Origin of the sequence: Lentzea sp., assembly GCF_036380075.1 — a bacterium.
In the GTDB taxonomy this organism is placed as follows: domain Bacteria; phylum Actinomycetota; class Actinomycetes; order Mycobacteriales; family Pseudonocardiaceae; genus Lentzea.
On sequence record NZ_DASVFL010000138.1, the window covers coordinates 1 to 26,746 of the forward strand.

The following is a 26,746-nucleotide window of genomic DNA, read 5'->3' on the forward strand; positions in this document are numbered from 1 at the left end:
GACCGGACGCGCGCTGGCTGCTGGGCGCGCTCACCGGACGGCAGACCGGCGCCGACCCCGTCGGCCTCCACCGCGGCACGCCGATCGGCCACCACGTCAGCTTCCGCGTGCTGCCCGACATCCGGTTCGAGCGGTCGGCCACGGGGCGGACGGTGGCCGGCCGGCTGACGCAACCGCCGGAGATCTTCTGGCTCGACGTGGACGCGAGCTGGGTCCTGGCGTTCCTCGGCGACGGCGAGTCCGCCTCGTTCGCGAGCGTCCTGAAGGCCGCGGTGGGGGAGTGGGGCGTGCAGTCCACCTCCGCCGCGCACCGCCTCACCGTCGCGTTCCACTTCCTGATGGCGGCCTCGATCGTCGAACCGGCGTCATGAGCCCGGCTCCGCGTTCAGGAGCGTTCGTCCCACCATCGGGTGGACTGCGGTGGCGACCGGCAGGGTGGCCGCCGCACGGCCCAGTGGCTGTTTCGTCCACATGCGACATTCCTGAACGCGGAAGTTCTGGTCAAGGTGGTGTGCCGCGGTTGAAATCCACCGCGCAAAAGGCAGTCTCGCAGTGGTCTTTGCATGACGGTTGTACTGCGCGGCAGGGACTTCCGTCGGTCGTTGTCCGATGTAGAGTTCCGCGAAATCTGTACGCCGCATTTCTTCCTTGAGTGACGCTCCATGGCCGCGCGCGATGGTCGTCACCCACCACCGCAAAGGAACCGACAGTCCTGATGACCACCCCGAACCAGCCTCTCCACCGCCCCCAGTCGTCGCAGGCTCCGGGTGCCCGACTTCCTCACCTGCCGGCGGGGATCGGTCCGGTGGTGGGTCAGCCGGTCACGCCTGTCGACTGGTTCATGCGCATGCCCAACGGTGGGGGCACCGTGTTCCTGCGGCCCTCCGTTGTCGAGAAGAGCGCCTGAACGTCGTCTCTTCCCGCTGTGAGCTTCACGAGGGACCGGCCCGCTGGGCCGGTCCCTCGTGCGTTCGGTCGTTTGGGCATGCCACTTCACGGGGGAGTAACGACTCGGCCACAAGGGTGAAGTTGATCGTCATCTAACCCGTTCGGGCGACATCGATCGTCTTAGATCGCGGCATCCGCCGAGCCCCACGGAGTGACCTGATGCGCGCGAAGTCCCTGAGAAGACCCGGCCTGCTCGCCGCCGCCGCGCTGGCGGCCGTGGCCTCGCTGGTCATGACGACCAGCGCGTTCGCCGACGAGCCGACCACGAACGACGAGCGCGCGCAGCCGTTCCTCCAGTTCGTCGACTTCAACCACCCCGACGCCTGCGCCGTGGGCGGGCTGACCGGGACGCCGGTGCACCCGAGCAAGTTCACCTACGCCGGTGGCGACAACCAGCAGTACCTGGACATCACCGCAGTACCTGCGGACCTCAGGATCACCGGCATGGTCGTGCGGGCCGGGGACGTCTTCAACGTCTACCTGGCCGGCAAGCTCGGTGCCGAGCTGCCGTGGAAGGGGTTGCGGGCTCCGGTCCTCGGTGAGGGCGACCTGCCGCAGATCGGCGAGTGGTTCGGGTGCGGTGTCGCGGTCGAGAAGCCGCCGACCAGCACCGTCACGACCACCACGACCACCACCACGACGACCGAGTCGACCGTGACCCACTCGTCGACGCCGACTTCCGCGCCGACCTCCACGCCCGCGTCCACGTCGAGCTCCGAGTCGTCCGCCGAGGTCGTGCCGGCCACGACGACCACCACGATCGCGGCCGTGCCGGTCGCCCAGCGGAGCGGGCTGGCGTCGACCGGGTTCAACGGGGCCTGGCTGCTCGGGCTCGGTGCCGCGCTCGTGGCCGTCGGTGCCGCCGTGATGCTCGTGATGCGCAGGCGTCAGGACTGACGCACCTGACCGTGTTCCATCAGCACGCCCCACAGCGTGCCGAAGAGGATTCGCACCTCCAGCCAGTACTCGACGTCCGCAGAAGCCGCTCCGCCGCCGTACAGCTCCACGGCGCGCCGGGCGGCTTCTGCGCCGCGGGCACCTGCCAGGCAGGCGAGGTCCCAGCCCACCGGGCCGCGCCAGGTGTCCTCGAAGTCGTTCCAGACGGGGCCGGACGACGTCATCAGCACGTTGCCGTGGTGCGAGTCGCCGTGGAGCGGCTGGACGTCGTTGTAATGCGCGTCCCAGTCCGCGAGGAGCTCGTCCCGGCGCGCCCGGAAGGGCTCCAGGTCCGGCACGCCGATGCGGTCCAGGTAGGCCAGGGTGTTGTCGATGTCGTCCAGCGGCCCGCGTGAAGGCAGGGAACCGTCGTAGAGCCGCAGCTCGGCGTGCAGGTCGGGCAGCAGCTTGAGCACGTCGGGACGCGCCAGCTCGACGTCCGGGAAGTGCGGGACGTGCGTGCTGAACGAGAACACGAACCCGTCGGCCACGTGCGGGCCCGCGGGCAGTTCGGGAGAAGGCGTCACGACGGGCATGCCGCGGGAGGCGAGGAACGCCGACACCGACAGGTCGCGGGCGAAGTGGTCGGCGACGGAAGGCCTGATCAGGGCCGTGCGCGCGGCGACCCGTGCCACCACCGGGGCCGGGCGGCAGGTGCACGATGACGTTGCTGCCGTCCTGCAGCACGTCCGGGTCGTCGCAGACGACGCCGTGCCGGGCGGCGAAGGACAGGGCGGCGCGCGCCCCCGCGGAAGTCATGCCTGCGAGGCTGGCATCAGCCCTGGGGCAGGAGCGACTCCATTTCCGCGATCTCCTTCTCCTGGTGCGCGACGACGTCCTGGGCCAGCTTGCGTGCCTCCGGGTCGGTGCCGGCGGAGAGGTGTTTCCGAGCCATGTCCACGGCGCCGCGGTGGTGCTGGATCATCAGCGAGAGCCACTGGCGGTCGAACTCGGTGTCGTCCAGGTCGGCGAGGTTGCCGAGGTCGACCATGCCGTGGTCGGCGGAATGACCGTGTGACGTGTGCGACGACGCCTGGACCGGCGCGTTCCAGGTCTTCAGCCAGCCGTTCATGCGCTCGACCTCGGGCCGTTGAGCGTCCGCGACGCGCTTGGCCATCTCGATCACGTGCGGGTTCTCCGTGCGGGCGGTCACGAGGCCGCTCATGTCCAGCGCCTGCTCGTGGTGGGGCACCATGCCCTGCACGAACGCGACGTCCGCCGAGTTGTGCGTGGCGGGACCGCCACAGGCGGCCAGCAACAGGACAAAGGCGACGGCGAACGATCGGAGCACGGCGGCAGGATACGTGTGACCTGCGCTACGCCGCTGGCCACCGGCCCTGGGCCACCCGAACGGAGCTGATCGGCTCCGTCTAATATCCCGGGGAGTTTCCCGAACGACTGGTCCCACCAAGGCCTGGAGGCACCGTGACGGCCGTAGCCCCGCAGCCGATCGCAACGCGTCCTTATCCGACGCGCACTGCGGTCAAGGGGTCCTTCCTGCTGCGGATGTTCCGCACCACGGACCACAAGCAAATCGGCATCATGTACCTGGTCACCTCGTTCGCCTTCTTCATGGTCGGCGGCGCGATGGCCATGCTGATGCGGACCGAGCTGGCCCGGCCCGGCATGCAGTTCCTGAGCCAGGAGCAGTTCAACCAGCTGTTCACGATGCACGGCACCGTGATGCTGCTGCTGTACGCGACGCCGATCGTCTTCGGCTTCGCGAACTTCGTGCTCCCGCTGCAGATCGGCTCGCCCGACGTGGCGTTCCCGCGGCTCAACGCCTTCTCGTACTGGCTGTACCTCTTCGGTGGCCTGATCGTGATGGCGGGCTTCGTCACCCCCGGTGGCGCCGCCGACTTCGGCTGGTTCGCCTACACGCCGCTGTCGAGCGCCATCCACTCGCCCGGCGCGGGTGCCGACCTCTGGATCTCCGGCCTGGTGGTCGGCGGTCTCGGCACCATCCTCGGCGCGGTCAACATGATCACCACCGTGGTCTGCCTGCGCGCGCCCGGCATGACGATGTTCCGCATGCCCATCTTCACCTGGAACATCCTGGTGACGTCGGTGCTCGTGCTGCTCGCGTTCCCGATCCTGACCGCGGCCCTGCTGGGCCTGCTGGCGGACCGGCACCTCGGGGCCCACGTGTTCGACCCCGCCAACGGCGGCGTGATCCTGTGGCAGCACCTCTTCTGGTTCTTCGGTCACCCGGAGGTCTACATCGTCGCCTTGCCGTTCTTCGGCATCGTGTCGGAGATCTTCCCGGTGTTCAGCCGCAAGCCGATCTTCGGCTACAACGGCCTGGTCTACGCGACGCTCGGCATCGCGGCCCTGTCCGTCGCCGTGTGGGCGCACCACATGTACGCGACCGGCGCCGTGCTGCTGCCGTTCTTCGCCTTCATGACGTTCCTCATCGCGGTCCCGACCGGTGTGAAGTTCTTCAACTGGATCGGCACGATGTGGAAGGGCCAGCTGACGTTCGAGACGCCGATGCTCTTCTCGATCGGCTTCATCGTCACGTTCCTCTTCGGTGGCCTCTCCGGCATCCTGCTGGCCGCGCCCGCGATCGACTTCCACGTGTCGGACACGTACTTCGTCGTCGCGCACTTCCACTACGTGCTCTACGGCACGATCGTGTTCGCGACCTTCGCCGGCATCTACTTCTGGTTCCCGAAGATCACCGGCCGGTTCCTCAACGAGCCGCTCGGCAAGCTGCACTTCTGGACGACGTTCCTCGGCTTCCACGCGACGTTCCTCGTCCAGCACTGGCTGGGCAACGAGGGCATGCCGCGCCGGTACGCCGACTACCTCGCGTCCGACGGCTTCACGACGCTGAACATGATCTCGACGATCGGCGCCTACATCCTGGGCGCGTCGACGCTGCCGTTCATCTGGAACGTCTTCCGCTCGTACCGCTTCGGCGAGGTCGTCACGGTCGACGACCCGTGGGGCTACGGCAACTCGCTCGAGTGGGCGACGTCGTCCCCGCCGCCGCGGCACAACTTCACCGAGCTGCCCCGGATCCGTTCGGAGCGCCCGGCGTTCGAGCTGCACTACCCGCACATGATCGAGCGGATCCGCAACGAGGGTCACGTGACCTTCACCGGCAAGACGATCCCGCACGAGAAGGCGGCACCGGCGTTGTCGGAGCTGGCCGCGTCGGCGCTCAAGTCGGGCACTGCCTCCGAGAAGGATGATTCGGAGCACAACAAGTAGCCTGCACTCACAGGTTCAACGTCGAGCCCCGGCTGCTTCTCGCGGCCGGGGCTCGCCGCGTTTACGAGGAGACGACGACGTGAAAACGCCCGTGCTCATCACCGTGACCGGCCCCGACAAGCCCGGCGTCTCCTCGGTGCTCTTCGCCGTGCTGACACGGCACGGCGTCGAGGTCCTCGACGTGGAGCAGGTCGTCATCAGGGGCCGGCTGGTCCTCGGCGCGCTGGTCTCGACCGAACACGACCCCGAGAGCCTCCAGGAGGCCGTCGAGCAGGCCATGGCCACCGTCTCGATGCAGGTGGAGATCGAGATCGGCGCCGACTCGAAGCGCACCGCGCGCCTGGAGTCGTCGCACGTGCTGGTCGTGCTGGGCCGCCCGGTCACGGCGAAGGCGTTCACGGAGGTGGCGCGCAGGCTCGCGTCGCTGGGCGCGAACATCGACGCGATCCGCGGTGTGGCCGACTACCCCGTCACGGGCCTGGAGCTGCGCGTCTCCGTCGCCGACGACACGATGGAGAACGACGCCGCGCTGCGGTCGGCGCTCGCCGACGTGTCGGTGCGGGTGGGCCTCGACATCGCGGTGGAACGGGCCGGCCTCACCCGCCGCGCCAAGCGCCTGGTGGTGTTCGACGTCGACTCCACGCTCATCCAGGGCGAGGTGATCGAGATGCTGGCCGCGCACGTCGGGTGCGAGGAGCAGGTGCGCGAGATCACCGAGGCCGCGATGCGCGGCGAGCTCGACTTCGCCGAGTCGCTGCGGCGCCGGGTGGCGTTGCTGGAGGGCCTCGACGAGAAGGTGCTGGACGAGGTCGGCGCGTCGCTGGAGCTCACGGCGGGCGCGCGCACGACGATCCGCACGCTCAAGCGCCTCGGCTTCTACTGCGGTGTCGTCTCCGGCGGGTTCACGTCGGTGATCGAGGGCCTGGCCGACGAGCTGAACCTCGACTTCTGCGCCGCGAACACGCTGGAGGTCGTCGACGGCAAGCTCACCGGCAAGGTCGTCGGCGAGATCGTCGACCGGCCGGGCAAGGCCGTGGCGCTGCGCCGGTTCGCCGACGAGGTCGGCGTCTCGCTCGCGCAGTGCGTGGCGGTCGGTGACGGTGCGAACGACATCGACATGCTGAACGCGGCCGGTCTGGGCATCGCGTTCAACGCCAAGCCCGCGCTGCGCGAGGTGGCCGACACCGCGCTGTCGCACCCGTTCCTGGACGCGGTGCTGTTCATCCTCGGCGTCACGAGGGCCGAGGTGGAGGCCGCGGACGCCGCTGACGGCTTGGAGCTGACCCGGTTGTGATGATCCTCGACCTGATCGCCTCGCGGAACTACGCCGAGGAGAGCGAGGTGCGCGCGATGCCGATGGTGTTGCGCATCGAACGCGTGGACCCGCCGTCGCGGACGGCGTTGCTGGAGGCCGCGGCCGCTTCGGCGGTCGCGGTGTGCCTCGACCCGCGCGCCGACGTGGGCGGCGAGTGGCACGAGCCCGTCCGGGCGTGGGTGGCCGGGCGGATCCGCAAGGTGTCGCGGCGGGCCCGTGGCGTGCAGTGGGAGGCCGTGCAGGACCTGCCGGGCGTCACGGTCACCGTGGACGGCGCGTCCGTGCGGTCGCTGCTGCCCGTGCTGGTGACCGAGACGCCGCGCGAGGTCGCGAAGCTCCAGATCTCCGGCTCCGACCTGCCGGTGGACGAGCCGGGACCGGTGCCCGACGGCGCGCGGCTGCTGTACGTGAACCCGCGGGTCGAGATGTCCGCGGGCAAGCTCGCCGCCCAGGTCGGGCACGCCTCGATGCTGCTGGCGCCGCGGCTGTCGGAGACCGAGCTCAAGGCGTGGGCCTCCCTCGACTACCGGTGCGCCGTGCGGACGCCGTCCGCGGCCGAGTGGGACTCGCTGCTGGGCAGGGACGACGTCGTGGCCGTGCGGGACGCGGGGTTCACGGAGGTCGAGCCCGGCACGACCACGGTCATCGCTGTTTAGAACCTCGTCAAACGGGTAAATCCGCCTCTCGTGGGCTTACTCGACGTTCTCGATGCCCGGCTCGGCGACGGGCTGGAGAACCTGCTCTGCTCCCACCACACGCGAAGACTGCGTCGGCTGGGGTGGGGCGACGTGCTCGAAGGCGACGGCGCGGGGTGGTTCACCCCGCGCCGTCCGGTGCAGCACGGCAACAGCATCGAGGTCCTCGTCGACGGGGCCAACGCGTTCCCGGTCGTGGCGAAGGCGATCGAGGGCGCGCAGAAGTACGTGCACATCGCGAACTGGCACGCGTCGCCCGACTTCCGGCTGACCCGGGAGCCGGGCGCGCCGCAGCTGCGCGAGCTGCTGTCGGCCGCGGCGGAACGGGTGCCGGTGCGCGTGCTGCTGTGGGCCGGCCCGCCCGTGCCGTTCTTCGAACCGACGCGCAAGCGCGCTCTCGCGGCGCAGCACGCGTTCCAGGAGTGCGGCGCGGTCCGCTGCGAGCTCGACGCCCGTGAGCGGACCCTGCACTGCCACCACGAGAAGATCGTGATCGTCGACGACGTCGCGTTCGTCGGCGGCCTGGACATGACCGCGGTCGAGGGCGACCGCCACGACTCGCCGGAGCACCCGCCGCGCGACCTCGGCTGGCACGACCACATCGCGAAGCTCGAGGGCCCGGTCGTCGCGGAGGTGGCCGCGCACTTCGCGGCCCGCTGGCTGGAGATCGCGGGGGAGACCCTGCCGCCGCCCGAGGTGCCGCCGGAGGCCGGGTCGTCGTCGGTGCAGCTGGTGCGCACGGTCCCGGAGAAGACCTACGACTTCTCGCCGCACGGCGACTTCAGCCTGCTCGACTCGTACCTGCGGGCGCTGCGCGCGGCCGAGTCGTTCGTGTACGTGGAGAACCAGTTCCTGTGGTCGCCGGAGATCACCGAGGTGCTGCTGGAGAAGCTGAGCGACCCGCCGTCGCCGGACTTCCGGATCGTGCTGCTGCTGCCGCAGAAACCCAGCAACGGCGCGGACACCACGCGCGGGCAGCTCGGCCGCCTCCTCGACGCCGACCCCGGCGGGCTGGTGCTGGCCGCGACGCTCACCTCCCACGAGGAGGCACCGGTCTACATCCACGCCAAGCTGTCCATTGTGGACGACAAGTGGCTGTCGGTGGGCTCCGCCAACCTGAACGAGCACTCGCTGTTCAACGACACCGAGGTCAACGTCGTGACCGACGACGCCGCGGTGGCGCGCGAGACCCGGCTGAAGCTGTGGGCCGAACACCTCGACGGGATCGAGGGCGACGTCTCCGGGCCCGTGCACGAGGTCGTGGACAAGATGTGGCGCCCGGCCCTGGAGCGCCCCGCCCGCGTCACGGCGCTGCCCGGCGTGTCGCGTCGTGCCGGAAGATTGCAAGGACCGTTACGCGGATTGCTGGTCGACGGCTGATCCGCGGGTCTAGCGTGGCGGCGTGGCCAACGAGGTGACGATCCCGCTGCTGCCGTGCGCCTCCATCGACGAGGTGGCCGAGTTCTACGTGATGCTCGGCTTCACGGTCACGTACCGGCAGTACCGGCCGAACGCGTACCTCTCGGTGCGGCGCGAGGAGATCAACCTCCACTTCTTCGGCATCGCGGGCTACGAGCCGGCGGAGTCGTACAGCTCCTGCCTGATCCAGGCCGAGGACCCGCGCTCGCTGTACGAGGCGTTCGCGACCGGCATGCGCGCCGTGTACGGCCAGGTGCTGGTCACGGGCATCCCGCGGATGACCAGGCCGCGCCGGGACGGGTTCCTGGTGGTCGACCCCGGTGGCAACTGGATCCGGGTGGTGCCGTCCGTGCGGGAGCGCGAGCAGGTGCGCAACGGGCTGTCGCGGGCGTTGCGCAACGCCGTGACGCTGGCCGGGTCCCACGGGGCGGAGCGGCAGGCGTTGAAGATCCTCGAAGGGGCCCTGGTGCGGGAGGTGCACGCCTCGGAGGAGGAGCGGGCGTCCGCGCTGGAGTTCCGCGAAGAACTGCTTGAGCGTCTTAATCTACATAGGTAGTATTAATGGCGTGGAGCCACTGCAACGCATCGGCAAGGCCACCGTGGACGTCCTCCAGGTGCTGCTCGGCGCCGAGGAGCCCCGCTGGGGTCTGGAGATCATCAAGCTGACCGGGCGGCCGTCCGGCAGCGTCTACCCGTTGCTGGACCGGCTGGAACGGGCCGGCTGGGTCACGTCCTCGTGGGAGGACGACGCCGCGAGGCGCGGACCCAGGCGGCGGATGTACCTGCTGACCGCCGACGGGGCCGCCGAGGCGCGGCGGGTGGTCGCCGCCAGGACTTCGCCCGAACCCCGGTTCGTGCCGAGGGCGGCGCGATGAGAGTCGCGCTGGCGCTGGTGCGGTTCGCGGCGGCCGTCGTCGGTGACGAGCGGTACCGCGAGCAGTGGGAAGCGGATGTCGCCGGGGCGCACGAGCTCGGCATGTCGCCGTTGTCGGTGGCGTTCGGTGCGTTGCGGGCTGTCGTTGTCATGCCGTCGAAAGGGGTTGCTGTGGCTGGAATCGGGCCGTTGGGCATCGCGTTGAAGCACGCCGGTACGCCACGTGGGCGGGTGATCGCGATCGCCGTGGTGTCGGGGTTGTTCCTGCTGGGCGGACTGGTCCTGCTGTTCGCTTGAGCAAATAGCTCGGTGTCGTTCCGGCGGCGCCGGGCTTAGCTTCGGGCGGTGGCGAACGAACTGACAATCCCGCTCCTCCCGTGTGTCGACATCGACGAGACGGCGGCCTTCTACGAGATGCTCGGCTTCTCGGTCACCTATCGGCAGATGAAGCCCAACCCGTATGTCGCGCTACGGCGCGAGGACCTCAACCTGCACTTCTACGGGATGCCGGGGCACGTTCCCGAGGACTCGCACAGCACGTGCATCGTCATCGTCGAGGACACCGGGCCGTTGTTCGAGGCGTTCGCGGCGGGAATGCGCGCCGTGCACGGGAAGGTGCTCATCTCCGGCATCCCGCGGATGACCCGGCCTCGGGTGCGCAACGACCGGTACAGCGGGTTCACCGTCGTCGACCCCGGCGGCAACTGGATCCGGATCAGCAAGGGCGTCACCGAGCCCGAGGCGACGACCCCGTTGGCCAGGGCGGTGGAGAACGCGGCACGGCAGGCCGACGCGCGTGGCGACGAACGGCAGGCGTTGAAAATCCTCGAAGGCGCGTTGAAGAAGGCCGACGGCACCGAGCCGGAGCTCGCCGAGGCCCAGGCCTACCGCGACGAGCTGGTCGAACGGATCACTTCGTCTTCAGCTTCCCGGTCTGGGCCGCGTCCAACCGCTTGAGGGCGGCGCGGACCACCTCGGGGTCGTACGTCGTCCAGAACGGGGGGAGTGAGGCCCTGATGAAACCGCCGTAGCGGGCGGTGGCGATGCGCGGGTCGAGGACGGCCACCACGCCCTTGTCCGACATCGAGCGCAGCAGCCGGCCGGCGCCCTGGGCCATCAGCAGGGCGGCGTGCGTGGCGGCGACGGTCAGGAAACCGTTGCCGCCACGGCTGTTCACGGCCTTCTGCCGGGCCGAGGCCAGCGGGTCGTCCGGCCGCGGGAACGGGATGCGGTCCATGATCACGAGCTGCAGGCTGGGGCCGGGCACGTCGACGCCCTGCCACAGCGACAGCGTGCCGAACAGGCACGAGCGCTCGTCCTCGGCGAACTTCTTGACCAGCAGGCCCGTCGCGTCGTCGCCCTGGCACAGGACCGGGTGGTCGAGCCGCTCCCGCAACGCCTCCGCGGCCGCCTTGGCCGCGCGCATCGACGAGAACAGCCCGAGCGCGCGCCCGCCGGCCGCGTTCACCAGGCCCTCGATCTCGTCGAGGTACTCCGGCGGCAGGCCGTCGCGGCCCGGCTGCGGCAGATGCCTCGCCACGTAGAGGATCCCGCTCGTCCCGTGCTGGAACGGCGAGCCGACGTCCAGGCCCGTCCACTTCGGACCGTCGATGTCCTTGTCGGTGGCCGCGCCCTCGATCTTGCGGACCTTCTCCGACGGCGGCAGGCCCCACTGGCGCGCCATCGCGTCGAAGGCGCCGCCGAGGGTGAGCGTGGCGGACGTGAGCACGGTGGTGCGCTTGCCGAAGAGCCGTTCGCGCAGCAACCCGCCCACCCCGAGCGGCGCGACCCGCAGCGTCGGCGCCTTCTGCTGGAAGTCGCCCGACACCCACACGACGTCGTGCTCCTCGTCGAACGCCTCGAGGATCCGCACCGCGCAGTCGTGGACCTCCTCCAGCAACGCCAGCGCGAGCTTGCGCGCCGTCGCCCCGTCCGGGTCCTCCTTGCGCTCCGGCCCCATCGCCGACACGCAGTTGTGCGCGGCGTCGCGGGTGGCGGCGAGCGCGCCCGCCAGCGCGCGGGGGAGTGCGTCGAGCCGGCCGGACGGCATGTCCTCGAGGATCATCGCGAGCCCGTCGCCCGCCTCGGCCAGCCGGTCGGCGACGTCCTGGTCGATCAGGCGACCGCACCGGCGCGCGGCCGTGGAGACCGACGCGCCGCTGAGCTCCTCGGTGGCCACCGACGTGACGCGGTCGACCAGGTCGTGCGCCTCGTCGATCACCACCACGTCGTGGTCGGGCAGGACCTGGTAGCCCTCCAGCGCGTCGATGGCGAGCATCGCGTGGTTCGTGACCACGACGTCGGCCTTGCCGGCCTCGGCCCGCGCCCGTTCGGCGAAGCAGTCGGACCCGATCGGGCACTTGCTGACGCCGAGGCACTCCCGCGCCGTGACGCTGACCTGCCGCCACGCCTGCTCGCTGACGCCGGGCACCAGCTCGTCGCGGTCACCGGTCTCGGTGTCCGACGACCACTCGTGCAACCGCTTGACCTCGCGCCCCAGCTTCGAGACGGCGAACGGGTCGAACAGCGCGTCGTCCTCCGGCTCGTCGGGCGCGCCGTTGTGGACCCGGTGCATGCACAGGTAGTTGCGCCGCCCCTTGAGGATGGCGAACGTGGGCTCCCGGCCGAGCTCCTTCTTGAGCGCCTTGGACAGCCGCGGCAGGTCCCGGTCGACCAGCTGCCGCTGCAGCGCGATCGTGGCCGTGGAGACGACCACCGTCTCGTCCTCGGCCACCGCGTGCCGGATCGACGGCACCAGGTACGCGAGCGACTTGCCCGTGCCCGTTCCCGCCTGGACCGCGAGGTGCTCGCCCGTGCGGATCGAGTGGTCGACGGCCTCGGCCATCTCCACCTGACCGGGTCGCTCCGCACCGCCGACGGCGTGGACGGCGGTTTCGAGGAGGCTCAGCGTGGGGGGAACTTCAGGCACGGGACAGACCGTACCCGGCAGGTCCGACAGTCCCCGCCAGGAGTGGGAAACGCGGGGCGGGGACGGGCGCTCAGTCGCCTCCGCCGCCGCCACACCCGCCGCCGCAGCCGCTTCCACCGTCCCCGCCGCCGTCGCCGCCCCCGCACGAGCTCGACGAGCACCCTCCGCCGCACGAGCTGCTGGACGACGCGTCCCGCGCCGGCAGCGTCGCCACGGCGGCGGCGGACAGGCCGAACATGCCGGCCACCGCGACACCGCCGACCCGGCCGCGCAGGCCGCGCACCGCCACCGAGCCCAGCCGGTCCTGCGCGCCCACCCGCCGCCGTGCCCGCTTCGCCGCCAGGTGGCCCTCCCTGGTGCGCAGCCGGCCGGGATCGCGGGCCGAGAGCACCGCGGACCACAGCAGCAGGACCACACCGGCCCCGAAGAAGATCCAGTCCGGCACGAGGCCGCCGACCACCGACATCACCGGGGCGACCACCTCCGGCGCCACGGCGTCCAGGAAACCCACCACGACCAGGACGATGCCGGCCAGCCTCAGCCACGGGTACAACCTCGGGCGGTACGAGCGCCGATGCCGCAGCAGCCCCCGGTCCGCCAGGTGCACGCGCAGGCCCTCCGCCTCGGGCGAAGCGGCGGCGGTGCGCAGGACGTCCGGCAGCGAACGGCCCGTGCGCAGGCCGGCCAGGATCTGGCCCTCCAGCGGCGACACGCGCCCCTGCGCGTGCACGGCGGTCACCACGCCCTCGCGGGAGACCCGCACCAGGCCGGCGTCGATCAGTCTCGCCAAGGCGACCTCGGCGGCGCGGGCCGGGCCGCCGACCAGGCAGCCCAGCTCTTCCGGGGTGTGCGTCGTCACGGAGGAATCCTCGGCTCGGGAGGTCACGACGTTACGTCGGCGAGGATCCGGTCGAACAGCTCCAGCGACGCCTTGGCGTGCGCGACGGTCAGCGGCACGTCCGCACCCCGGCGGGACGCCACGAGGTCGAGGACCGGCAGGTCGGGCCAGCGGGCGGCGGCCAGCTCGCCCGCGCGGGACTTGCCGACGATCTCACCGGTGCGGATCGTGTGCCAGAGCCGGGCGGGGCCGAGGCCCACCCACAGCAGCGACTCGCGCGGGATCGGCGCCGCGAGGTCCAGGGAGGGCAGCACGGCGCGGAAGCGGTCGAAGTCCCGCTTCCAGTAGCTGACGAGGTTGTCCCGGCAGTACGCCTCGACATCGGCAGCGCTGCCGGGGCAGGAAGGCCGCGGGCCGCGCAGGGTCCGGCCGACGGTCCGCAGCTGCTGCCACAGCACCGGGGTGACTTCGCCAGCCAGAGGAGTCACGTCGAACACCGGCTTCTCCAGCGACCCCACCAACACAACCGCGACGTCGACACCTTCGACGGAAGGCAGCTCGGCCGGTGCGGAGAGCTCGATCACGACGTCCAGGTCCGAGTCGGGAACAACGTCGTCCAGCACACGTGAGCCATAAAGATGCGCGCCTGCCACGAGACCGGGCAGGCGCGCATCCAGCAGTTCCAGGTACTCCCCGGGTGTGATCACCCGGTCCAAGCTACCGACGGCGCAGCAACGCCCAGGCCCCCGGCAGCACACCCGCGGCCAGCGCGATCTTCAGCGCGTCCCCGATCAGGAACGGCAGCACGCCGACGGCCAGCGCCTTCCCGAGCGACATCCCGGTCATCGCCATCAGCCACGGCACGCCGACGGAGTAGATCGCCAGGTTGCCCAGCGCCATCGTGCCGATCGTGCGCAACGGCGTGCGGTCGCCGCCGCGTCCGGCCAGGTAGCCCACGAGGGCACCGGCGAACACGAAGCCCACGACGTAGCCGAGCGACACGGGCACGCCGGACGACCCGCCCTGGAACCACGGCACGCCCGCGACCCCGGCGATCAGGTACAGCAGCATCGACGTGGCGCCGCGCTGCCACCCCAGCGAGGCGCCGACGAGCAGCGCCGCGAACGTCTGGCCCGTCAGCGGGACGGGGCTGCCGGGGATCGGCAGCGCCACCTGCGCGGCCAGGCCGGTGAGGGCGGCGCCGGCGACGACCAGGGTCAGGTCGCGGACGAGCGCGCCCGGCACGAAGTCGGCGAGCACGGTGCGACGAGGCGCGAGTGCGAGAGTCACGGTCCCTCCCAGGCGGAATCGAGTGAACCGAGGTTAACCACGCGGACTCGAGAACGTCTTTGTCCGAAGTCCACAAAGTGACCGGTCACACACGCCTGGCCCAGGTGCGTCTCACACGTCGAGAGCGACCTTGCCCACCACGCGTTCCTCGTTGCGCCGGGTCTTCGTCCAGCCGTTGTTGCCGCGCACCAACCGGATCAGCGCACGCCACGACGTGATGTAGAAGGTGTAGATGTACAACGCGTAACCGAACCCGTACGCGATCGACTTCCAGAACCCGACGGGCGCGCACCGCGCGCGGTACACCGGTCCCCACAGGACGAACGGGAGCAGACCGAACGCGCCGTAGACGGTGAACAGGATCCAGGCGCCGTCGAGGAACCACGCCACCACCTCGCCGGGCGACACCGCGAACCGGTAGGCCATCATCGCCATCGGGATCGGGTAGATCAGCGTGCCGAGCAGCTGCATCCACGGTTGCGCGAGGTAGTACATCATCTCGGCGGCGCCGAGCGTGGTCAGGTGGTCGGAGTCCCAGATGCGCCGCAGGTAGCGCATGCACTGCATGGTTCCCTGGCCCCAGCGGGTGCGTTGCGCGAGGAACCGGCGCAACGAGTACAGCGCCTCCTGGTTCACGTGCGTGTCCAACGAGAACCCGGTGTGCCAGCCCGCCGTCAGCAGGTGCACGCCGAGCTCGAAGTCCTCCAGCAGCGAGCCGCGCCACGGGCTTCCCGTCGGCCCGGCGATCGAGTCCAAAGCGGACAGACGCGTGAACTGTCCGTTGCCGCCCATGGAGATCGTGCCGGTCGCGCCGCGCGACATCTGGATCGCCGCGATGGCGGTGCGGAACTCCAGGTCCTGCATCCGCACGAGTCCGGCGCCGAACGCGCGCCGCCACCGCGAGACGCCGGGCTGCCGCGTTCCCGCGTTGATCATCCGCACGTCGACCTGCACGGCGCCGATGCGCGGGTTGCCGAAGAGGTGCGTGGCCGCGCAGACCTCCAGGCAGTTCGGGGCGGGCCGGCCGTCCGCGTCCACCACGACGACGATGGCGCGGTCGGTGTCCGCACGCCGGCCCATCCACAGCTTCAACATGCGGTAGGCGTCGTTCAACGCGTTGCCCTTGCCGGTGCGCGCGTACGGCCGTTGGCGTTGCACGAGGTGGATCTGCGGGTCGCGGACGCCGCCGTTGCGCTTCAGCATCCGCACCACACCGGCGGTCTTGTCGTCGGAGTCGTCGTCGATGACCCAGACGTGCGCGATGGGGAACGTGCCGCGCAGGTACCGGATCGTGTCGCCGATGACCGCCTCCTCGTCGCGGCACGGCACGAAGAAGTGCCACTCCAACGACTCCGGCTCGCCGACCGGGGCGGGCTTGCGCCGCAGGTACGGCACCACGATGAAGAAGACGTACGTCACGAAGGCGACGCTCATCGTCAGCGCGAGCGCCTGGGTGAACCCGAGGACCAGGTCGAGGGTCATTTGCGCGTCGCCAGCCACACGAACGCGACCAGTGCCGCCGCGCCGCCGAACACGCTCACCATCGACCCGAGCAGCGTGTGCCCCCAGTAGTAACCGGTGTCGACGCCCAGCCACTGCACCAGGCCCACCAGCGTGAGCACGCGGAACTGGTTCACCACCACGACCGCCAGTGCCGCCACCCCCAGCGCGAAGAGCACGCGCGACTGGATCCGCGGCCGCAGCGCGATCATCACCGCGCCGACGACGATCAGCGGCAGCACCAGGAACGCCGAGGTGCACTCCGGCGTCATCCGCAGCCCCAGCGGGGTGTCCGAACCCAGTCCGAAGTAGACCGTCTGGCGCTCGGGCACCACGAACACGCCGTAGGAGCTGATGACGCTCAGCACCGCGCCGGACAGCGAGATCTCCGCCGTGCGGTACAGGCGGTGTGCGAAGACGAGGCCCGCGGCGAGAGCGAGCAGGACGACCACCGTCACCCGGCTCGGGAATGCGGTGCGGCGCACGGCAAGCGTCACCCTGGGATCCTTTCCACCGATGAGGGAGCGCCCAGACGGGCTATCTGACGTTCCATCGGTTGACGGAACGTCAGCCCGCACCCCCGGATCGGGTGACGTCGTGACCGGAAATTGATCAAAAAACCCACGATCCGTGGCGCCGATTGGGCGAGTCGAGTGGTCGTGTCGCCCGATACGGGGAGTAACCCTCAGTTCCCTCGAAAGAAAGCCGATGCCGGTAATTGCCCCCGGAAAGCGTGAAACCAGATTGGTATCAACGCGCCCTGGGGCCGGAGGAACCAAGGGAAGGAGTTTCATGCGTGTCCGAATGACGGGACTGGCTGGAGTCATCGCGATTGCCGCACTCCTGGTCGGTGCCGCACCTGCTTCGGCCGCTCCGGGGGACGCCTCGGCCTACGGCGCGAAGGTGAACGTGACGCTGCTCGGCAGCCCCGCGGTCACCGCGGGACCGTTCGCCGCCGCCGACGCGAACGGGCCGACGCAGAACACGTTCGCCGGCGTCGACCTCACCGGGATTCTGAAGACCGGTGTCATCAACGCCTCGGCGTCGCGGGACGAGAGCTCCGGCGGCGTCTACTCGCGGGCGAGCACCGCGGACGTCCGGGTCGACCTGCTCTCCAAGGTCACCGGCAAGATCTCCGCCGAACTGGTGGAGGCGGAGTGCTCCGCCACCCAGAAGGGCCTGGCCGGCAAGTCCAAGCTCGCGGGCGTGAACCTCGGCAAGCTCGGCGAGGTCAACGCCGACCCGGCGCCGAACACCACGCTCGACGTGCAGCTCGCCGGGATCAAGATCGCCGAGGTGATCTTCAACGAGCAGGTCAAGAACGGTGACGGCAGCCTCACGGTCAACGCGATCCACATCAAGCTGCTGCAGGGCGTGCTCGGCTCCCTCGGCACCGGTGACGTGATCATCTCGTCCGCCACCTGCGGCCCCGCCGGCCTGCCCGTCCCGATGGCGTCGGGCGCGGGCCTGTGGATCGGCCTCGGCCTGCTCGGTGCCGTCGCCGTCCCGGTCGCGTTCGTGGCGCTGCGCCGCCGCGCGTCGCTCACCGCGGCCTGATCGAGGAGAACGGCGGATGTACAAGGTCCCCGGTACCGGCATCGGTGTCGGCACGGGCGTGGGTGCCCTCGCGGTCACCGGCGCCGACGTGACGTGGTGGGTCATCGCGGGAGTCGTGCTCCTCGTCGCGGGCGCGTTCGTCCTGCACGCGACCAGGAAGCGCCGCGCGGTGCCCGTCAAGACCAGGCCGGGTCGAGCCGGCTGACACGGGGTCCGCCTGGGAAGTCCCCCGCTCCCAGGCGGACCCTTCCCCGCTCGTGCAAGGAGAGGACAACGGTGAGCAAAGAGGTTCTGCTGGTGGCCGGGACGCGGCCGGAAGCAGTGAAGATCGCCCCGGTCGCCATCGCGTTGCGCGGTCACCCCGGCCTCCACCCGACGATCGTCCACAGCGGACAGCACGCCGGCATGGTCGAGCAGGCGCTGGCCGCCTTCGACCTGGTCCCGGACCTGCGGCTGGACGTGCCCCGCGACACCGGCACGCAGGCAGAGCTGGTGTCCCGGCTGCTGCCCGAGTTCGACGCCGTGCTGGAGGAGCGGAACCCCGCCGTCACGCTCGTGCAGGGCGACACCACGACGACCCTTGCCGCGGCGCTCGCCTCGTTCTGGCGCGGCATCCCCGTGGCGCACCTGGAAGCCGGGCTGCGCACCGGTGACCTGTACGGCCCGTTCCCCGAGGAGGGGAACCGGCAGATGATCTCCCGCATCACCTCGCTGCACCTCGCGCCGACCGACGACGCCGCCAACGCCCTCACCGACGAACGGCTGCCGGACAGCCACATCGTCGTCACCGGCAACACCGTCGTGGACGCCGTGCAACGCGTCGCGTCCGCCGACGTGCCCGCGTCCAGCCCGGACGTCGTGGCCCTGGAACGCAGCCTCGACGCCACCGGCGGCCGGCTCATGCTCGTCACCGTGCACCGCCGCGAGTCGTGGGGCCGCCCGCTCATGCGCGTGCTCAACGCCGTGCGCGCCATCGCCGACCGCCACCCCGACCTGCACGTCCTGATCCCCGCGCACCCGAACCCCGGTGTGCGCGAACAGGTCGTCGCCACCCTCGGCGGGCACGAGCGCGTGGTCGTCACCGACCCGCTCGACTACCCGGACCTCGTCCGCGTGCTGCGCCGTTCGGCGCTCGTGATGACCGACTCCGGCGGCATCCAGGAGGAGGCGCCCACGTTCGGCGTGCCGGTGCTGGTGCTGCGGGAGACCACCGAACGCATGCTCGCCGTCGACGCCGGGTGCGCGTGGCTCGTCGGCACCGACACCACCCGCATCCTCGCCGAGGCGGGCTGGGTGCTCGGCTCCCGGCTGCGGTTGCCGCTGGGGCGCAACCCGTTCGGCGACGGGCGTGCCGCGGTCCGGGTCTGCTCGGCGCTGGAACGGCTGGCCGGCCTGCCGACGGCGCTGCCGCGCCGGGAGCCGTTCGCCACCCTGGTGGGAGTTCGATGAATGTCACTCGGTCGGGTAATCGCGATTTCTCGAACGGGTGACAAGGGCGCTCAGTCGTCAGCGGTGCCATTCCGCACAACCATTATCGGGCCGTGGGAAATCGAGCCTCAGGGGCACCAATGCGCAGAAGTCTTGTCGCGGGCGCCGTGGTCGCGTTGACGTTCGCGGCCGCGGCCCCCGCGCTCGCCGCCAACCCTCCCGGCACCGCGTCCTCGGCGTCCGCCGACTTCGCGAAGGGCTCCCAGACCTTCCGGGTCGAGCCGCTCGCGGTGTGCGACGTGAACCCGGACGCGGCGGGCACCGTCACCGGGTCGAGCCCGGCCGTGAGCAGGACCGGGCTGAAGATCGGCGAGACGAGCTCGGCCTGCACGACCGAGGTCGTGAACCCGGACGAGCTCCTGACCAGGACGAAGTCGGTCGCCAAGGGCACCGGGTTCGAACTGTCGGCGCTCACCGCGGCCAAGGGGCCCCGGCTCAGGATCGCCGAGTGGACCATCACCTGCGACGCCGACGACAGGGGCACGCGGGCGGGCTGGGAGCTCAAGGGCATGTCGGGCTGGACGGGCCTGCCGGAGCAGATCCCGTCCGGGTACGTGCACGACGTCAAGGCGAGCAACGGGACCGTGCTCGCCAGGGCCAAGTTCACCGACACGGTGTTCCCGGAGCCGAACGACGGCAGCCTCGCCATGACCCTGCTCAGGATCACGTTCGAGCCGGCGTCCGGCTACACCGGCAGCATCACCGTCGGCAGCACGGCGTGCTCACCCACTCCGTGAGCGACTAGGAGACGCGGACGCCCGCGGCGAGCAGCTCCTCCACGGCGGCGTCGCGGGTGGTCGTGGCGACCGCCGCCGTGAGGTCGACGAGCACCGTCGTGCGGAAGCCGCTCCGGTGCGCGTCGAGAGCCGTGGCGCGCACGCAGTGGTCGGTCGCGATGCCCACGACGTCCACTTCGGTCACGCCCTTGTCCGTCAGCCAGCCCGCGAGGTCGTTCTCCGCCTCGAAACCCGAGTAGGCGGCGGCGAAGCGGCCCTTCGAGAAGACCTGCTCGATGCCGGACACGTCGAGCTCCGGGTGGAACGACGCGCCGGGCGAGCCCGCCACGCAGTGCACCGGCCACGAGTCGATGAAGTCCGGCGTCAGCGAGAAGTGGTCGCCGGGGTCGACGTGGTAGTCCCGCGTCGCCACCACGTGGTCGTACGCCGACGCGGCGATGTGCCGGGTGATGGCCGCCGCGACGGCCGCGCCGCCGGCGACGGCCAGCGAACCGCCTTCGCAGAAGTCGTTCTGCACGTCGACGACGATCAACGCCTTGGTCATGTCAGCCTTCCAGGTAGATCGTCGGGATCGCGGGCTCGCCGCGCGAGAGCTTGAGACCTTCCCACGGCACGCTCACCAGAGCCGCGCGCAGGCGCTCGCGGTTCTGCTCCAGCGCGGGGACGTCCTCGGTGACCTGCCCGCCGCGCATGAGCGGGATCTGCACGAGCCGGTCGTGCTCGCCGAGCTCGGGTTCGGCCGAGGCCTGGAACACGACCTCCTCGATGGCCGTGCCCGTGTCCTTGTGGCGGCGCAACGCCTTCTTCCAGCCGCCGCGCGACTGCTTGGACGTGCTGCGCTTCTCGACGTGCCTGCCGTCGACCTCGACCAGCTTGTAGACCATGCCCGCGGTCGGCGCGCCCGACCCGGTCACGACGGACGTGCCGACGCCGTACGCGTCCACGGGCTCCGCGCGCAGGGCGGCGATCGCGTACTCGTCGAGGTCGCTCGACACGACGATCCGGGTGTTCTTCGCGCCCAGCGAGTCGAGCTGGTCGCGCGCCTGCCTGGCCATGACGCCCAGGTCGCCCGAGTCGATCCGGATCGCACCCAGCTCGGGGCCCGCGACGTCGACGGCCTTCTTGATGCCCTCGGTGATGTCGTAGGTGTCGACCAGCAGCGTCGTGCCGACGCCCAGCGCCTCGACCTGGCTGCGGAAGGCCTCTTCCTCGGTGTCGTGCAGCAGCGTGAACGCGTGCGCGCACGTGCCGGCCGTCGGGATGCCGTGCCGGCGGCCCGCCTCGAGGTTGGAGGTCGCGTGGAAACCCGCGAGGTAGGCCGCGCGGGCGCAGGCCACGGCGGCTTCCTCGTGCGTGCGGCGGGATCCCATCTCGATCATGTGACGGCCGTTCGCGGCGGTCACCATGCGGGCGGCGGCGGACGCGATCGCGCTGTCGTGGTTGAGGATCGAGAGCGCGAGCGTCTCCAGCACGACCCCCTCCGCGAACGACGCCCTGACCGTCAGCACCGGGGATCCGGGGAAGTAGAGCTCGCCCTCGGGGTACCCGTCGACCTCACCGGAGAACCGGTAGTTCGAGAGCCATTCCAAAGTCGAATCGTCGACCACGGCGTTGCGGCGCAGCTGGTCGATCTCCTCCTCGCCGAAGCGGAAGTCCGCGATCGCGTCGAGCAGCCTGTTCACACCCGCGACGACGCCGTAGCGCCGTCCGTCGGGCAGTCTGCGGGCGAAGACCTCGAACACGCACGGACGGTCACCAGTGCCGTCACGCAGCGCGGCCGCGAGCATCGTGAGCTCGTAGTGGTCTGTCAGCAACGCCGTCGAGTTCATGGTCACCAACCCTAAGGTCGCATCCGGTTTAGTCGCATGCGGTCTCCGCCACTGCGGCGAACATGACACCATTGGCGGTATGACCACGCCCGTCGAACAGGAACGGACGCAGCCGGAGGCGGTCGGCGAGGAGATCGCCGCGGAGGACCGGCCTTGGCAGACCGTGGTCTGGAACGACCCGGTCAACCTCATGTCGTACGTGACGTACGTCTTCCAGAAGCTGTTCGGCTTCAGCAGGGACAAGGCGACCAAGCTGATGCTCGACGTGCACCACAAGGGCAAGGCGATCGTGACATCGGGCACCAAGGACAAGGTGGAGGCCGACGTGGCGAAGCTCCACGCGGCAGGGCTCTGGGCGACCATGCAGCGGGCCTCGTGAAGCGGTGGATCCGCGACGGCGACGTCGTCGTCGGGCGTCTGGACCAGCAGGAGGCCGCGGTCGTGCGCGGTCTGGTCAGCCAGATCCAGGACATGCTGATGGCCCGCGCCGAGGAGGCGCCGCAGGACGAGCTCGCGGAGCTCACGGGCATCAGGACCGGCTCGTCGGAGGCTCCCGACGACCCGATCCTCGGCCGGCTGCTCCCGGACTTCCACCGGCTGGACGACGACGCGCCCGACCCGGACGAGGTCAACTCCGCCGCGGCGCTGCGCTCCCTGCACGAGCCCGAGCTGCTCGACCACAAGACCGGCGCGGCCGAGACGGTGCTGCAGACCTGCTCACCCGACGGCGGCGAGATCCGGCTCACGATCGCCGAGGCCGAGGCCTGGATGGCGTCGCTCAACGACGTGCGCCTGGCCCTTGGGACGGCGCTCGACGTGACCGAGGACATGCCGGACGAGCTGCCGCCGGAGGACCCGCGCTCACCGCACCTCGGCGTCTACCACTGGCTGACCTGGGTGCAGGACACGCTGGTCGAGGCGATGATGCCGTGATCCCCGGCGTCCTCGTCGGCCACCACCACCGGGTCGAACCCGGTTGGGCGACCGGCACGACCGTCGTGCTCGTGCCCGACGGCGCGGTGGGGGCGGTCGACGGGCGCGGCGGCGCGCCCGGCACCCGCGAGACCGACCTGCTGGATCCGGCGAACCTGGTCCAGCAGGTGCACGCGATCTGCCTGTCCGGCGGGTCCGCGTACGGGCTCGCGGCCGCCGACGGCGTGATGCGCTGGCTCTCGGACCGCTCGATCGGGTTCCGCGTCGGCGCGGAGCCGCACCACGTCGTGCCCATCGTGCCGGGCGCCGTGATCTTCGACCTGCCGATGTCGGAGTGGGGCAACCGGCCGGACGCGTCGTTCGGCCACGCGGCCTGCGAGGCGGCCGCCGCGGAGTTCGAGCTGGGTTGCGTCGGCGCGGGTGCCGGTGCGCGGGTCGGCTCGCTCAAGGGCGGCGTCGGGGTGTCGAGGACGACGGTCGGCGCGCACCAGGTCGGTGCGCTGGCCGTGGTGAACGCGGCCGGTGAGGTCGTCGACCGTGCGTCCGGCCTGCCGTGGCTGCCGTCGCTGGGCACGACCGCGGTCTCGTTGCCCGACCGCAAACCCGAGGGCCTCAACACCACGATCGGTGTGGTCGCGGTGGACGCCGAGCTGTCCAAAGCGGAGTGTCAGCGGCTCGCGATGGCCGCGCAGGACGGCTTGGCCCGCGCCGTGCGGCCGGCCCACTCGATGTTCGACGGGGACACGGTCTTCGCGCTGGCCACGGGTGCCGTGCCGCTGGCGGAGCCGCGCGCGTTCGCGTTGGACGCGCTGTGCGCCGCCGCCGCGGACATGTTCGCCGAGGCCGTGGTGTCCGGTGCGCGCGAGGCGACGACGTTGAACGGTGTGGTGGCTTTCCGCGACCTCTGAGTGGGGCGTCCCCGGCGTGGGTAGTCCTCGGGCATGGCGGATGTCATCGATCAGGCAGCAGGTGTCGTCACCGAGCTCGCACCGCCCGGTGCGGCCCGCGAGATCCCGGGCAGGGAGCTGGCGGTGATCGCTCCGGCCGGGCTCTTCGTCGCGTCGTTCCTCGTGCCGCCGGCCGTGGGGAAGGTGCTGATGAAGCTGGGCGTCGCGACCACGCCGCTCGCTGCGTGGGCCGAGCTGGCCGCGTGGCGGGGCCTCGACCAGACCCAGCGGCGGCGCGGCGTGGCGTTGCTGGCCCTCTACCTCGTGGTGGTGCTCAGCCGGCGTCGATGAACGCCTTGAAGTTGCCGACGTTGCGCTCGACCTGCTCGCGCAGCGACTTCTCCAGCACCCTGCCGGCCAGCCGCATGATCCCGGACAGCTCGAACTCGTTGTCGCAGACCAGCAGCGTGTGCCGGTCGTCGACGACCGAGAAGCGGTTGGTGATCGTGTGCACCATCCCGGTCGTCCGGTAGCGCGTGACCCGCTCGTCGGCGGTCGCGGACAGCACCGTCTCCTCGAGCGTGAACTTGCGGTACCTGAGCGTCGCGGTCGAGCCGGGGGCGCCGGGGGTGTCGCTGTGCTGGGTGATGCTGACCAGGTCCGGCTGCCAGTGGTGCAGGTGGCCGGGGTCGGACGTGAGCTCGCGCACCCGGTCGATGGGCTGGTCGAGCACGACCTCCTCGGTGAACCTCATCGGAGCACCGCCTCCCAGGCGTCGCTGATCTGCTGGGCCTGGACGCCCGCGGCCATCAGGTCCTCCGGGGAGGCGGACGCGATCCAGTCCCGCGCGTCGCCCTCCGGGAGGCTGCCGTCGAGGAACTGCTCCAGCGCGTTCAGGCCCATCTCCCAGCCCGCCCCGAGTCCCCAGACCGCGGGCGAGGCGTTCGGGATGAGCTCGCCGGGCACGGGGGAGTGCGAGAGCGTCAGGACCGTGGAGTCGCCGTCGGCCTCGAGCCGGACGAGCACCTCCGTGACACCGCCGCCCATCTCCCAGGTCAGGCCGATCTCGCTGGGCCGGTCGCAGCGGACGATCTCGCCGCCCGCGTTGCCCTCGAGCTGGTAGCGGCCGCCGACCCGCAGGTCGCCCGTGATCGGCAGGAACCACCTGACCAGGCGTTCCGGCGTCGTGATGGCGTCCCAGACGTCCTCGCGGCCGGCCTTGTAGCGGCGCCGGACGACCAGCTTGCCGTCCTCGTAGCTGCGGTCAGCCACCCTCTGCCTCCAGTCTGCGTTCCCGTTTGCCACGCGCCAGTTCGGTCGCGAGCGCGTCGAGGTGCGGTTCCCAGAACCGCCGGAAGTGGTCGAGCCACGCGTCGATCTCCTGCAGAGGGTCGGGAGCCACGGCGTAGACCCGCCGGGTGCCCTCGGGTCTCACCTGCACGAACCCGTTCGAGCGCAACACCTTCAGGTGCTGCGACACGGCGGACTGGGTGATCCCGAACTCCTCCTGGACCGCCGCGCCGACATCGCCCGCCGCCCGCTCGCCACCGGCGAGGAGCTCCAGGATCCGCCTGCGCACCGGGTCTCCGAGTACGTCGAACGCGTGCACGGCGACCACTGTAGTAGTCACGACTAATATAAGCCAGGGCTGAACAAAGCAGCGTGACGTGGGTATCTCGCATACCGAGACAACCTCCGCCACCCCGTAGGATTGAGCGCGTGCTGGTGATTCGCCGTGACCTGGTGGACGCGATGGTGGCCCACGCCCGCCGCGACCATCCCGACGAGGCGTGCGGGGTGATCGCCGGGCCGTACGGGTCCGACCGTCCCGAGCGGTTCGTCGAGATGGAGAACGCGGAGCGGTCGCCCACGTTCTACCGGTTCGACGCCGCCGAGCAGCTCAAGGTGTGGCGCGAGATGGACGCGAACGACGAGGTGCCGGTGGTCATCTACCACTCGCACACCGCGACGGAGGCGTACCCGTCCCGCACCGACATCTCGTTCGCGGGCGAGCCGGAGGCCCACTACGTGCTGGTCTCGACGCGTGACCCGATCGAGCACGAGCTGCGGTCGTACCGCATCGTCGACGGTGTCGTGACCGAGGAACCGGTCAAGATCATCGAATCCTGAGTCGCTTTTCTGCGGAGGTAGAACCATCATGGCCGTCACCGTGTCGATCCCGACCATCCTGCGCACCCACACCGGGGGGCAGAAGTCGGTGGAGGCCGCCGGCGCGACGCTCGCCGAGGTCATCGACGACCTGGAGAACAACCACGGCGGCCTGAAGGCGCGCCTGGTCAAGGAGGGTGCGCTGCACCGCTTCGTCAACGTCTACGTCAACGACGAGGACGTGCGCTTCGCCGGTGGCCTGACCGCCCCGGTGAAGGACGGCGACAACGTCACCATCCTCCCGGCCGTCGCGGGCGGCTGATCCCGCCGTGGCCCGCTACGACTCGCTCCTCGACGCGCTCGGCGGCACGCCCCTCGTGGGCCTGCCGCGACTGTCGCCGTCGGCGGACGTGCGCCTCTGGGCGAAGCTCGAGGACCGCAACCCGACCGGCTCGATCAAGGACCGGCCCGCGCTGGCCATGATCGAGGCGGCGGAGCGGGACGGCGTGCTGCGTCCCGGCGCGACGATCCTGGAGCCGACGTCCGGCAACACCGGCATCTCGCTCGCGATGGCCGCGAAGCTCAAGGGCTACGGCCTGGTGTGCGTGATGCCGGAGAACACCTCGACCGAGCGCCGCCAGCTGCTGCAGGCCTACGGCGCCCGCATCGTGTTCTCGCCCGCGGCGGGCGGCTCGAACCAGGCCGTCGCCACGGCCAAGGAGATCGCCAAGCAGAACCCGGACTGGGTCATGCTCTACCAGTACGGCAACCCGGCGAACGCCGACGCGCACTTCCGCGGCACCGGTCCGGAGATCCTCGCCGACCTGCCGGAGATCACGCACTTCGTGGCCGGTCTGGGCACGACGGGCACGCTCGTCGGCGTCGGCAGGTACCTGCGGGAGGCCAAGCCGGACGTGCAGGTCATCGCCGCCGAACCGCGGTACGGCGAGCTGGTCTACGGCCTGCGCAACCTCGACGAGGGCTTCGTACCGGAGCTGTACGACGAGTCGGTGCTGACCGGGCGCTACTCGGTCGGTTCCTACGACGCGTTGCGCCGCACCCGGCAGCTGCTCGAGACCGAGGGCATCTTCGCCGGCATCTCGACGGGCGCGATCCTGCACGCCGCGCTGGCCGTGGCGCAGAAGGCGGAGGTGGCGGGCAAGTCCGCCGACATCGTGTTCATCGTCTGCGACGGCGGGTGGAAGTACCTCTCCACCGGCGCCTACGCCGGAACGCTGGACGAGGC

General features: G+C 70.7%; 34 protein-coding genes. 21 read left to right on the forward strand and 13 right to left on the reverse strand.

The window, feature by feature from the left end; translation table 11 throughout:
• Positions 1 to 371, forward strand: a 371-nt coding sequence (locus VF330_RS16795) for a hypothetical protein (protein WP_414675387.1), incomplete at its 5' end; no start/stop codon positions are given.
• Between the two features lie 736 nt (positions 372 to 1,107).
• Entirely contained in the window at positions 1,108 to 1,845 is a 738-nt protein-coding gene (locus VF330_RS16800) for an LPXTG cell wall anchor domain-containing protein (RefSeq protein WP_330852539.1), read from the forward strand.
• Here the strand turns inward: VF330_RS16800 and VF330_RS16805 are convergent.
• Positions 1,836 to 2,522, reverse strand: coding sequence for a phosphotransferase (locus VF330_RS16805; RefSeq protein WP_330852540.1), 687 nt, complete (start codon positions 2,520 to 2,522; stop codon positions 1,836 to 1,838). The genes VF330_RS16800 and VF330_RS16805 overlap by 10 nt on opposite strands.
• A gap of 137 nt (positions 2,523 to 2,659) precedes the next feature.
• Complete coding sequence (locus VF330_RS16810; RefSeq protein ID WP_330852541.1) at positions 2,660 to 3,175, reverse strand: DUF305 domain-containing protein; 516 nt, start codon at positions 3,173 to 3,175, stop codon at positions 2,660 to 2,662.
• Between the two features lie 134 nt (positions 3,176 to 3,309).
• Between VF330_RS16810 and ctaD the strand changes: the two genes are divergently transcribed.
• The 8 genes from ctaD (at position 3,310) to VF330_RS16850 (ending at position 10,360) form a co-directional block, all read left to right on the forward strand.
• Entirely contained in the window at positions 3,310 to 5,100 is a 1,791-nt protein-coding gene (gene ctaD / locus VF330_RS16815) for a cytochrome c oxidase subunit I (protein ID WP_330852542.1), read from the forward strand.
• Positions 5,101 to 5,179: 79 nt separating this feature from the next.
• A complete protein-coding gene (serB, locus tag VF330_RS16820) occupies positions 5,180 to 6,394 on the forward strand; it encodes a phosphoserine phosphatase SerB (protein WP_330852543.1) in 1,215 nt (404 codons plus the stop codon).
• A complete protein-coding gene (locus tag VF330_RS16825) occupies positions 6,394 to 7,071 on the forward strand; it encodes a peptidyl-tRNA hydrolase (protein ID WP_330852544.1) in 678 nt (225 codons plus the stop codon). The genes serB and VF330_RS16825 overlap by 1 nt, the downstream gene beginning before the upstream one ends.
• A 30-nt stretch (positions 7,072 to 7,101) precedes the next feature.
• Positions 7,102 to 8,490: a phospholipase D family protein gene (locus tag VF330_RS16830; protein WP_330852545.1), complete on the forward strand. Its 1,389-nt coding sequence runs from the start codon at positions 7,102 to 7,104 to the stop codon at positions 8,488 to 8,490.
• 22 nt (positions 8,491 to 8,512) lie between these two features.
• Positions 8,513 to 9,085, forward strand: coding sequence for a hypothetical protein (locus VF330_RS16835; RefSeq protein ID WP_330852546.1), 573 nt, complete (start codon positions 8,513 to 8,515; stop codon positions 9,083 to 9,085).
• A gap of 10 nt (positions 9,086 to 9,095) precedes the next feature.
• Complete coding sequence (locus tag VF330_RS16840; protein ID WP_330852547.1) at positions 9,096 to 9,404, forward strand: PadR family transcriptional regulator; 309 nt, start codon at positions 9,096 to 9,098, stop codon at positions 9,402 to 9,404.
• Positions 9,401 to 9,700 (forward strand): hypothetical protein, encoded by a 300-nt coding sequence (locus VF330_RS16845; protein WP_330852548.1) that lies wholly within the window; start codon positions 9,401 to 9,403, stop codon positions 9,698 to 9,700. Before VF330_RS16840 ends, VF330_RS16845 begins: the two co-directional genes overlap by 4 nt.
• 48 nt (positions 9,701 to 9,748) lie before the next feature.
• Entirely contained in the window at positions 9,749 to 10,360 is a 612-nt protein-coding gene (locus VF330_RS16850) for a hypothetical protein (protein WP_330852549.1), read from the forward strand.
• Here the strand turns inward: VF330_RS16850 and VF330_RS16855 are convergent.
• The 6 genes from VF330_RS16855 to xrtP all read right to left on the reverse strand — a co-directional run bounded on the left by VF330_RS16855 (position 10,314) and on the right by xrtP (position 16,457).
• Positions 10,314 to 12,248 carry an ATP-dependent DNA helicase gene (locus tag VF330_RS16855; RefSeq protein WP_330852568.1) on the reverse strand — a complete coding sequence of 645 codons (1,935 nt, stop codon included), beginning with the start codon at positions 12,246 to 12,248 and terminating at the stop codon, positions 10,314 to 10,316. The two genes, VF330_RS16850 and VF330_RS16855, sit on opposite strands and share 47 nt — an antisense overlap.
• Positions 12,249 to 12,402: 154 nt before the next feature.
• The gene (locus VF330_RS16860; RefSeq protein WP_330852550.1) at positions 12,403 to 13,191 is read right to left on the reverse strand and encodes a TIGR04222 domain-containing membrane protein; all 789 of its coding nucleotides are present in this window, start codon (positions 13,189 to 13,191) and stop codon (positions 12,403 to 12,405) included.
• 23 nt (positions 13,192 to 13,214) lie between these two features.
• On the reverse strand, positions 13,215 to 13,877 hold the full coding sequence (locus VF330_RS16865) for a nucleotidyltransferase domain-containing protein (RefSeq protein ID WP_330852551.1): 663 nt from the start codon (positions 13,875 to 13,877) through the stop codon (positions 13,215 to 13,217).
• Between the two features lie 10 nt (positions 13,878 to 13,887).
• On the reverse strand, positions 13,888 to 14,460 hold the full coding sequence (locus VF330_RS16870; RefSeq protein ID WP_330852552.1) for a biotin transporter BioY: 573 nt from the start codon (positions 14,458 to 14,460) through the stop codon (positions 13,888 to 13,890).
• Positions 14,461 to 14,571: 111 nt separating this feature from the next.
• Positions 14,572 to 15,942, reverse strand: coding sequence for a glycosyltransferase family 2 protein (locus VF330_RS16875; protein ID WP_330852553.1), 1,371 nt, complete (start codon positions 15,940 to 15,942; stop codon positions 14,572 to 14,574).
• Positions 15,939 to 16,457, reverse strand: a complete 519-nt coding sequence (gene xrtP, locus VF330_RS16880) for an exosortase P (RefSeq protein ID WP_330852554.1) — start codon at positions 16,455 to 16,457, stop codon at positions 15,939 to 15,941. Before xrtP ends, VF330_RS16875 begins: the two co-directional genes overlap by 4 nt.
• Positions 16,458 to 16,752: 295 nt before the next feature.
• On the opposite strand from xrtP, the gene VF330_RS16885 reads away from it, so the two are divergent.
• The 4 genes from VF330_RS16885 to VF330_RS16900 all read left to right on the forward strand — a co-directional run bounded on the left by VF330_RS16885 (position 16,753) and on the right by VF330_RS16900 (position 19,742).
• Positions 16,753 to 17,517 (forward strand): choice-of-anchor P family protein, encoded by a 765-nt coding sequence (locus VF330_RS16885; protein ID WP_330852555.1) that lies wholly within the window; start codon positions 16,753 to 16,755, stop codon positions 17,515 to 17,517.
• 16 nt (positions 17,518 to 17,533) lie between these two features.
• Positions 17,534 to 17,722 (forward strand): LPXTG cell wall anchor domain-containing protein, encoded by a 189-nt coding sequence (locus tag VF330_RS16890; RefSeq protein ID WP_330852556.1) that lies wholly within the window; start codon positions 17,534 to 17,536, stop codon positions 17,720 to 17,722.
• Positions 17,723 to 17,793: 71 nt separating this feature from the next.
• Positions 17,794 to 18,966, forward strand: coding sequence for a non-hydrolyzing UDP-N-acetylglucosamine 2-epimerase (wecB, locus tag VF330_RS16895; protein WP_330852557.1), 1,173 nt, complete (start codon positions 17,794 to 17,796; stop codon positions 18,964 to 18,966).
• Between the two features lie 119 nt (positions 18,967 to 19,085).
• Positions 19,086 to 19,742: a hypothetical protein gene (locus tag VF330_RS16900; RefSeq protein ID WP_330852558.1), complete on the forward strand. Its 657-nt coding sequence runs from the start codon at positions 19,086 to 19,088 to the stop codon at positions 19,740 to 19,742.
• Between the two features lie 4 nt (positions 19,743 to 19,746).
• On the opposite strand, the gene VF330_RS16905 is transcribed toward VF330_RS16900, so the two are convergent.
• On the reverse strand, positions 19,747 to 20,286 hold the full coding sequence (locus VF330_RS16905) for an isochorismatase family protein (RefSeq protein WP_330852559.1): 540 nt from the start codon (positions 20,284 to 20,286) through the stop codon (positions 19,747 to 19,749).
• Position 20,287: 1 nt separating this feature from the next.
• Positions 20,288 to 21,571, reverse strand: coding sequence for a nicotinate phosphoribosyltransferase (locus VF330_RS16910; protein WP_330852569.1), 1,284 nt, complete (start codon positions 21,569 to 21,571; stop codon positions 20,288 to 20,290).
• Between the two features lie 79 nt (positions 21,572 to 21,650).
• Here VF330_RS16910 and clpS point away from each other — a divergent pair, with 79 nt between their 5' ends.
• The 4 genes from clpS to VF330_RS16930 are packed head-to-tail and all read left to right on the forward strand — an operon-like array spanning position 21,651 to position 23,742.
• The gene (gene clpS / locus VF330_RS16915) at positions 21,651 to 21,950 is read left to right on the forward strand and encodes an ATP-dependent Clp protease adapter ClpS (RefSeq protein WP_045310228.1); all 300 of its coding nucleotides are present in this window, start codon (positions 21,651 to 21,653) and stop codon (positions 21,948 to 21,950) included.
• Positions 21,947 to 22,504, forward strand: a complete 558-nt coding sequence (locus tag VF330_RS16920; protein WP_330852560.1) for a DUF2017 domain-containing protein — start codon at positions 21,947 to 21,949, stop codon at positions 22,502 to 22,504. The genes clpS and VF330_RS16920 overlap by 4 nt, the downstream gene beginning before the upstream one ends.
• Positions 22,501 to 23,412 carry a P1 family peptidase gene (locus VF330_RS16925; RefSeq protein WP_330852561.1) on the forward strand — a complete coding sequence of 304 codons (912 nt, stop codon included), beginning with the start codon at positions 22,501 to 22,503 and terminating at the stop codon, positions 23,410 to 23,412. Before VF330_RS16920 ends, VF330_RS16925 begins: the two co-directional genes overlap by 4 nt.
• A 33-nt stretch (positions 23,413 to 23,445) precedes the next feature.
• On the forward strand, positions 23,446 to 23,742 hold the full coding sequence (locus tag VF330_RS16930; protein ID WP_330852562.1) for a hypothetical protein: 297 nt from the start codon (positions 23,446 to 23,448) through the stop codon (positions 23,740 to 23,742).
• Here VF330_RS16930 and VF330_RS16935 read toward each other — a convergent pair.
• The 3 genes from VF330_RS16935 to VF330_RS16945 are packed head-to-tail and all read right to left on the reverse strand — an operon-like array spanning position 23,726 to position 25,000.
• Entirely contained in the window at positions 23,726 to 24,145 is a 420-nt protein-coding gene (locus tag VF330_RS16935) for an SRPBCC family protein (RefSeq protein ID WP_330852563.1), read from the reverse strand. The genes VF330_RS16930 and VF330_RS16935 overlap by 17 nt on opposite strands.
• Entirely contained in the window at positions 24,142 to 24,663 is a 522-nt protein-coding gene (locus VF330_RS16940) for an SRPBCC family protein (protein WP_330852564.1), read from the reverse strand. Before VF330_RS16940 ends, VF330_RS16935 begins: the two co-directional genes overlap by 4 nt.
• Positions 24,656 to 25,000: a metalloregulator ArsR/SmtB family transcription factor gene (locus tag VF330_RS16945; RefSeq protein WP_330852570.1), complete on the reverse strand. Its 345-nt coding sequence runs from the start codon at positions 24,998 to 25,000 to the stop codon at positions 24,656 to 24,658. Before VF330_RS16945 ends, VF330_RS16940 begins: the two co-directional genes overlap by 8 nt.
• Positions 25,001 to 25,110: 110 nt before the next feature.
• Between VF330_RS16945 and VF330_RS16950 the strand changes: the two genes are divergently transcribed.
• From VF330_RS16950 to VF330_RS16960, 3 genes are all read left to right on the forward strand, one after another.
• A complete protein-coding gene (locus tag VF330_RS16950) occupies positions 25,111 to 25,521 on the forward strand; it encodes a M67 family metallopeptidase (RefSeq protein ID WP_330852565.1) in 411 nt (136 codons plus the stop codon).
• A 28-nt stretch (positions 25,522 to 25,549) separates the two neighbouring features.
• The gene (locus VF330_RS16955; RefSeq protein ID WP_330852566.1) at positions 25,550 to 25,822 is read left to right on the forward strand and encodes a MoaD/ThiS family protein; all 273 of its coding nucleotides are present in this window, start codon (positions 25,550 to 25,552) and stop codon (positions 25,820 to 25,822) included.
• Positions 25,823 to 25,829: 7 nt separating this feature from the next.
• Positions 25,830 to 26,746 (forward strand): cysteine synthase (locus VF330_RS16960; RefSeq protein ID WP_330852567.1); only part of this gene is annotated, 917 nt, incomplete at its 3' end.